The following is a 751-nucleotide window of genomic DNA, read 5'->3' on the forward strand; positions in this document are numbered from 1 at the left end:
CTTTGGCGACGAAGCCATGTACCGCGCGAAGAAGGGCGGCAGGAACGCGGTGGAGGTGTTTGCCGCGCAGGCAGAGCCAGATGAGCAGAGTATGGTTTACCTGCAGACGTGATGAGTACGCCAGTGGCCACCCCGACATCGACGAAGAGCACCAGCAACTGTTCAGGCTGGCGAATGATCTGTTCCGCCTGCATACAGGGCCCGCTCACCAGCAAGGCGATGCCAGTCAGATGCAGGTACTGGATCGGCTGCTGGCGCACGTACGCTACCATTTTGCGCATGAGGAACACATTCTGGCGGCTGCAGACCACAAAACATTGACCGCCCACAAAATCCAGCACGCGGCCGTCTTGGAGCTGGCTCAACGGCTGCAGGCGCAGGCCGAGGCTGGGGAGGTCACTCTGGGCGAGCTGGTTCAGTTTGTCGTAGTCGAGATCATTGACAAGCACTTTTCGACAGAAACGCGCATTGCATTCCCTGTTGACTTCCAGATCTGAAAACGGAACGACATAGGGAGAGAGACGGCCTGCACGGTGTTTGCCGAGTGCTGCAAAGGCGCCATCCCGATAGCGGGTGACTTTTAGCCAAGGTGAGTTGTTGCTCAGCGACTATGCTCAGCGCTGATTGCCAACACTCCTGGATACCTCCAGCTTATTGCAGACGAAAAAAAGCCCGCGATGGGGAGCGCGGGCTAGGAATCACAAAAGGAGCTAAATCCACCGTACGCCAGCGGCTGTGAAAATATGGTGAT

The 751-nt window shown here is 57.1% G+C and carries 1 protein-coding gene; it reads left to right on the top strand.

Annotation, left to right across the window (positions count from 1 at the left end; translation table 11 throughout):
- Nucleotides 1–80 precede the first annotated feature (80 nt).
- Nucleotides 81–497 (top strand): bacteriohemerythrin, encoded by a 417-nt coding sequence (locus tag AC1DRJ_RS30805; protein ID WP_007947402.1) that lies wholly within the window; start codon nucleotides 81–83, stop codon nucleotides 495–497.
- Nucleotides 498–751 lie beyond the last annotated feature (254 nt).

The sequence above is a fragment of the Pseudomonas sp. P5_B2 genome (genome assembly GCF_056400445.1).